The organism is Vibrio sp. Isolate33 (assembly GCF_022397895.1).
Classification (GTDB): Bacteria; Pseudomonadota; Gammaproteobacteria; order Enterobacterales; family Vibrionaceae; genus Vibrio; species Vibrio pomeroyi.
Genome location: NZ_JAKEUP010000029.1, coordinates 34827 through 40826, shown reverse-complemented (window position 1 = coordinate 40826; position 6000 = coordinate 34827). Strand labels below are relative to the sequence as shown.

General features: G+C 44.1%; 5 protein-coding genes and 1 rRNA gene. All 6 read right to left on the bottom strand.

Annotation, left to right across the window (positions count from 1 at the left end; translation table 11 throughout):
• Positions 1–73: ribosomal RNA gene (locus L1D37_RS23130) — 16S ribosomal RNA — on the bottom strand; the annotation flags it as partial.
• Positions 74–634: 561 nt separating this feature from the next.
• Complete coding sequence (gene fre / locus L1D37_RS23125) at positions 635–1348, bottom strand: NAD(P)H-flavin reductase (RefSeq protein ID WP_017631301.1); 714 nt, start codon at positions 1346–1348, stop codon at positions 635–637.
• A 20-nt stretch (positions 1349–1368) separates the two neighbouring features.
• Positions 1369–1638, bottom strand: a complete 270-nt coding sequence (locus L1D37_RS23120; protein ID WP_060468860.1) for a 2Fe-2S iron-sulfur cluster-binding protein — start codon at positions 1636–1638, stop codon at positions 1369–1371.
• Positions 1635–3476: a 4-hydroxy-3-polyprenylbenzoate decarboxylase gene (gene ubiD, locus L1D37_RS23115; protein WP_239849269.1), complete on the bottom strand. Its 1842-nt coding sequence runs from the start codon at positions 3474–3476 to the stop codon at positions 1635–1637. Before ubiD ends, L1D37_RS23120 begins: the two co-directional genes overlap by 4 nt.
• Before the next feature lie 98 nt (positions 3477–3574).
• A complete protein-coding gene (locus L1D37_RS23110; RefSeq protein ID WP_239849268.1) occupies positions 3575–4570 on the bottom strand; it encodes a hypothetical protein in 996 nt (331 codons plus the stop codon).
• A gap of 110 nt (positions 4571–4680) precedes the next feature.
• Positions 4681–5940, bottom strand: coding sequence for a transcription termination factor Rho (gene rho / locus L1D37_RS23105; RefSeq protein ID WP_017631298.1), 1260 nt, complete (start codon positions 5938–5940; stop codon positions 4681–4683).
• Between the last annotated feature and the right edge of the window lie 60 nt (positions 5941–6000).

Below are 6000 nucleotides of genomic sequence, written 5' to 3'. Positions count from 1 at the left end.
GTTTCCGCTCGACTTGCATGTGTTAGGCCTGCCGCCAGCGTTCAATCTGAGCCATGATCAAACTCTTCAATTTAAGATTTTGTGACTCAACGAATACTGACTTCAAAACTACTATGTAATTCTAAAGCTATTACCATTCCAACAGAATGATAATGAATTGACTGTGCCAAATAACCCCTCTCTATAAAGAAAGTAATTATTTGTATTGGTCACTCAGTTCATTGAAATCATTTTGATTCCGAAGAATCTGTTTTATCTAACGATAAAACGTTTTGATATTCATCAACGAGTGCCCACACAGATTGATAGGTTTAAATTGTTAAAGAGCTTTACTTCTTGAGCGCTCCTTTTAACTAAGGAGCCTCTCGAAGTGGACGGCCATTCTAGCGAATTAACATTCAGTGTCAAACACTTTTTGAAAATTAATTTTTTGTCGCTTTCCGTCTTACTGATTCTTGCTGAAGCCTTGTGGCGTCTGCCGTCTCAGTGGGGTCGCATTATAGGGAACCCTCTCAGGTTAGCAACTACTTTTTCATAAAAAATGAATAAATAGAGCTTAACTGCCTAATAGTTCACCTAAACGTAAAAAAGAGAGCATTTCTACTCTCTTTTTACTCAAAATCTAAGTGTATTATTAGATAAAGGCGTAAGCATCAGCGTACATATGGTCACGCTTTGCTTCTTTATTCTGAGTAAATAGGTCTCTTGCAGCACCTGCCATTTCAAAACGACCTGCAATATAGATATCGAAATCCGCCAGTGATTCGAAACTTTGCGTAATTGCTTCAAGTACATTACCCGTTTGACCGTGCCATACTTCAGGTGCTTCTTCTACTACTGGTACAAAGTGCACATTGCTGTGTTTTTCTGCGATACCTACTAGCTCTTCTTTTGCATATAGCTGGCACTCGTCTTTTGCGCCCCAGTATAAGTGAATCTCTTTTTTGCTGTTTTGCGCGATACAGTGATCTAGGATTGAACGCACGTAGCTAAAACCAGTACCACCAGCAATCAATAATAGAGGGCGTTCGCTTTCTTCTTTAACCCAAGCATCACCGTGTGGTGCATCAATAGCAATATCGCCATCTTCAGCTTGTGCTTTCTTCATCGCCTCAACAACTTCTAATGCGTAAGCATTGTGCTCAGCGGCACCAATGTGTAACTCAAGCTCACCTTCATGGCGGCATGGGCTGCTTGCAATAGAAAATGGACGTTTATCTTTCTCGCCCATTTCAACCATCAGGTACTGACCCGCTTTAAAAGCGACGGGTGTTTCTGGGTGAAGTAGGATTTGGTAAGTGTTACAAGCCAAAGGCTCGATAGACTTCACTTTACATTTAATAGTCATGTTCTTCCTCTTACTAACCCTTAATCGGCAAAGGTTAGAACTAAATTACTTTCTGCAAATGCTTGGCAAGCGAAAATCCAGCCCTGTTCCTGCTCTTTCTCTGTGAGCATGGGTTCAAGATGGTAACTCACTTGCCCTTCTAATTTTTTGCACATACACATCGCGCATGCGCCAACTTGGCAACGGTTTGGGAAATAGATATCGCTGTTGAGCGCAGCATCCAAGACCGTTTGCCCTTTTTCTACTGTGAAACTGATGTTTTCTGGATATAAGACTACTTGGTAGCTCATGAAATTCCTAGTTGTTCCCAGATGCTATCAATCTTTTTAACGACATCAGGATCTTTTGTGATAGGAACGCCCCACTCGCGAAGACATTCGCCTTCCCATTTATTAGTCGCATCTAGTCCCATTTTAGAGTGTCCAGCTTCGTTCTGTAGGAACAATGTATCTCTTGCCGGATCCATTCTGGTGGTCACCGCCCAAATGATGTCATTCCAGTCACTCACGTTGACATCACCATCACACACGATAACAAACTTGTTCTCATCAAATTGAGACCAAACCGCCTCCATGATTTTCTTACCATTACCTGCAGCTTGCTTATCAATAGACACAACAACCATGCTGGCGTTGTCGTTCTGTAGATGAATATCAATAATTTCAGGGTGAGCCTTAGTTAACTCAGCCAGGCTACCTTCGATATGTTCACTACTTACAGGCGCAGATTCAACGTCTGGCGATAGTGCTAACTCCGCATCCCACTTCTTGGTGATGTCTAAGCCCATCTTAGATCCCAACCCAACCACTGGAGACGCAAAATCTAACGAGTCGATAGGTGTGTTCTCAATCATCAAGCTATCACGAGACGGATCCATGTGTTCACACATCGCAGCCGTTACTTGAGACCAATCACGTGCGTTTACATCCTCGTCGCACACCAATACAAATTTGGTGTACATGAATTGACGCAAGAAAGACCATACACCCATCATCACGCGCTTAGCGTGACCTGGGTATTGCTTCTTCATTGTCACTACCGCCATTCGGTACGAACAACCTTCAGGTGGCAAGTAGAAGTCTTCTATCTCTGGGAACTGCTTTTGAAGAATAGGAACAAACACTTCATTTAGTGCAACACCCAGTACCGCAGGCTCATCAGGCGGACGGCCAGTATAAGTGCTGTGATAGATAGGGTTTTCGCGCATGGTTACATGAGTAATCGTAAATACGTGGTGCTTTTCTTTCTCGTTGTAGTAACCCGTGTGGTCTCCGTATGGGCCTTCGTCCGCGAACTCATTCGGGTCGATGTAGCCTTCCATTACGATTTCCGCACTTGCTGGTACCTCTAAGTCATTACTGATTGATTTAACGACCTCAGTTTTACTACCACGCAGCAAGCCTGCAAACGCGTATTCCGATAAGGTATCTGGTACTGGTGTCACCGCGCCAAGAATGGTGGCAGGGTCTGCACCAAACGCAACAGATACTGGGAATGGTTTGCCAGGGTTGGTTTCCATCCAGTCACGCAGATCAAGCGCTCCACCGCGGTGGGCTAACCAACGCATGATGATTTTATTCTTACCGATCTTTTGCTGACGATAGATGCCTAAGTTTTGGCGTTTCTTATTTGGACCACGAGTAACCGTTAAGCCCCATGTTAGCAATGGTGCGACATCATCCGCCCAACAGCTCATCACCGGGATTTTATCTAAATCAACGTCATCACCTTGCCACACCACTTGTTGACAAGCCGCTTTACGAAGGCGTTTAGCTGGCATGTTTAATACTTGCTTAAACACTGGCAGTTTATCGATAGCGTCTTTAAAACCTTTTGGTGGCTCAGGCTCTTTTAGATAAGCAAGCAGCTTACCCACTTCACGTAGCTCTTTTACATCCTGACGCCCCATACCAATAGCAACACGATTAGGTGTACCAAATAGGTTGGTCAAAACAGGCATGTCATAGCCTACTGGGTTTTCAAACAATAGAGCCGGGCCACCAGCACGTAGAGTACGGTCGCTAATCTCGGTCATTTCATAGTCTGGGTCGACTGGGTGAGAGATGCGTTTCAACTGACCAATACTTTCAAGATGGTCGATAAAATCGCGTAAATCTTTAAAACTCATAGGACTTCTACATGCTGATTATTCTGCGCTCAGTATATCAAAAAGGGTGACACTGAGATCCCCCTTTTTAATGTGGTTATTGAGAGCCAAAATCCACTTTACGGTAATGCTTGCTCGATCAAAGAACTCTTCACCTGAGGGTTATCATTCACGAGATCTTGTAACCATCGTGTATGACCTTGTTTTGCTAATTCACGGGCAACCAAAGAGGCTTCATCGGCAATCGCCATTCTAGAGACCAAGAACTGCTTCACCTCTTCCGATAATGGATTCACTTTGGTGAGCAAGGTAATCGCTTCATCTTTCAAACGTGGATTCTTAGTCGCAGCCATGACCTGCTCAAGCGCGAATGCTTGTTTGGTTTCAGCAAGGCGAACCAATTCAGCTTGGCTGTGATAATCAGCCTTCATACGCCATAGGATCTTGTAGACCTCAGGGTTTTCACTCACCTGTGCTAATCGAACCACCACCTCGGAAGACGGTAGCCAACTTACAATAGACGACGTGGTCAGTTGTTTGGTTAGGTAATCAACCGCTTCAGGCGACAAGCTGTCTAGCTCTCGGATTAGCAGCGCCTCTCGAGTCTGGACTTGGTGTTCAGAGCCAGATAACCACTCTTTCAGGTTGAGATCTTGTTTCTCCGCATCAAGAACAAATACCAATGTCTTTTGGTCTTGGCGCCACTGCTTAATGAGTCGGTTAGCAATCGAAGGGTAATTAAAGGCAGGTACCGTAAACTCATAGCCATCGCCACGCTCTAACACTTGATAAGTTGGCGTAATAGCAAGTTGCTGCTCAATGAAGATAGACATCTTGGGCGTGAGTACGATTTTTTGCTGTTCGAGCTTCTTCAAGAGTTGGTAACGAGCCACCTCTTGTTGGGGAAATGTCAGACGCTCAAGTGCAAAGCGTAGTGAATTCACTTCGTCGCGCACGACAAACTCGAGCAATTCAGCAGTTTTCAGTTTTACTTGATCATTCTCAAGCCAAGACTCTACTGTAGTTGGAGACATCTCGGTGGCATAGCTAATGCCGACCGGTGAAAATAACAGTGAAGTAGACAGGAGTAATGATGACAACAGTCCATGTTGCATTTTAACTTCCTTGTAACACTTTTGGTCATTCTGCAAGCTGTCGCTACAAAATGCAAATAAAAAGCGCCACCCGAAGGCAGCGCTTTTTAATAACTATCAGCTAATCAATATTACTGACGACGCATTGCGTCGAAGAACTCATCGTTCGTTTTCGTCATTGCTAGCTTGTCGATAAGGAATTCCATTGCATCGATTTCGCCCATTGGGTGAACAATCTTACGCAGGATCCACATCTTCTGTAGTTCATCGTTCTTCGTAAGAAGCTCTTCACGACGAGTACCAGAGCGGTTGAAATCAATCGCAGGGAATACGCGTTTTTCAGCAATCTTACGGTTAAGGTGCAGTTCCATGTTACCTGTACCTTTGAATTCTTCGTAGATAACTTCATCCATTTTAGAACCAGTATCAACCAGTGCTGTAGCGATGATAGTTAAGCTACCGCCTTCTTCTACGTTACGTGCTGCACCGAAGAAACGCTTAGGACGGTGAAGTGCGTTAGCGTCTACACCACCAGTAAGAACTTTACCAGATGAAGGAATCACGGTGTTGTAAGCACGAGCTAGACGAGTAATAGAATCCAGAAGGATAACAACGTCTTTCTTGTGTTCAACAAGGCGTTTCGCTTTCTCGATAACCATTTCTGCTACTTGTACGTGGCGAGATGCTGGCTCATCGAATGTTGAAGCAACTACTTCACCTTTAACTAGGCGCTGCATTTCTGTTACTTCTTCTGGACGCTCATCGATCAGAAGAACCATCAGTTCACATTCAGGGTGATTGTGAGCGATGCTCTGAGCGATGTTCTGTAGAAGCATTGTTTTACCCGCTTTTGGCGGAGCAACAATCAGACCACGCTGACCTTTACCAATTGGAGACGCAAGGTCAAGAATACGAGCCGTAATATCTTCAGTCGCACCGTTACCACGTTCCATCACCATACGTTCGTTGGCGTGAAGAGGAGTAAGGTTTTCGAAAAGAATCTTGTTACGAGCGTTGTCTGGCTTATCGTAGTTAACAGTGTTTACTTTTAGCAGTGCAAAGTAACGTTCACCGTCTTTAGGTGGACGAATCTTACCGCCAATTGAATCACCAGTACGTAAGTTAAAACGACGAATTTGGCTTGGAGATACGTAGATATCATCAGGGCCAGCCAGGTATGAACTGTCGGCACTACGTAGGAAACCAAAACCGTCTTGAAGAATTTCTAGAACACCATCACCAAAGATGTCTTCACCACTTTTTGCATGTGCTTTAAGGATGGAGAAGATAATGTCTTGTTTTCTTAGACGAGCTTGATTCTCAAGACCTAAGCTTTCGCTAAGTTTAACAAGCTCAGACACAGGTCTGTTCTTCAGTTCAGTAAGATTCATAGTGGTGGAAGTTTGTTTAGTCAAAATAGGATCTGTTTTCTTAAGTTAAGAAGGAGTTGG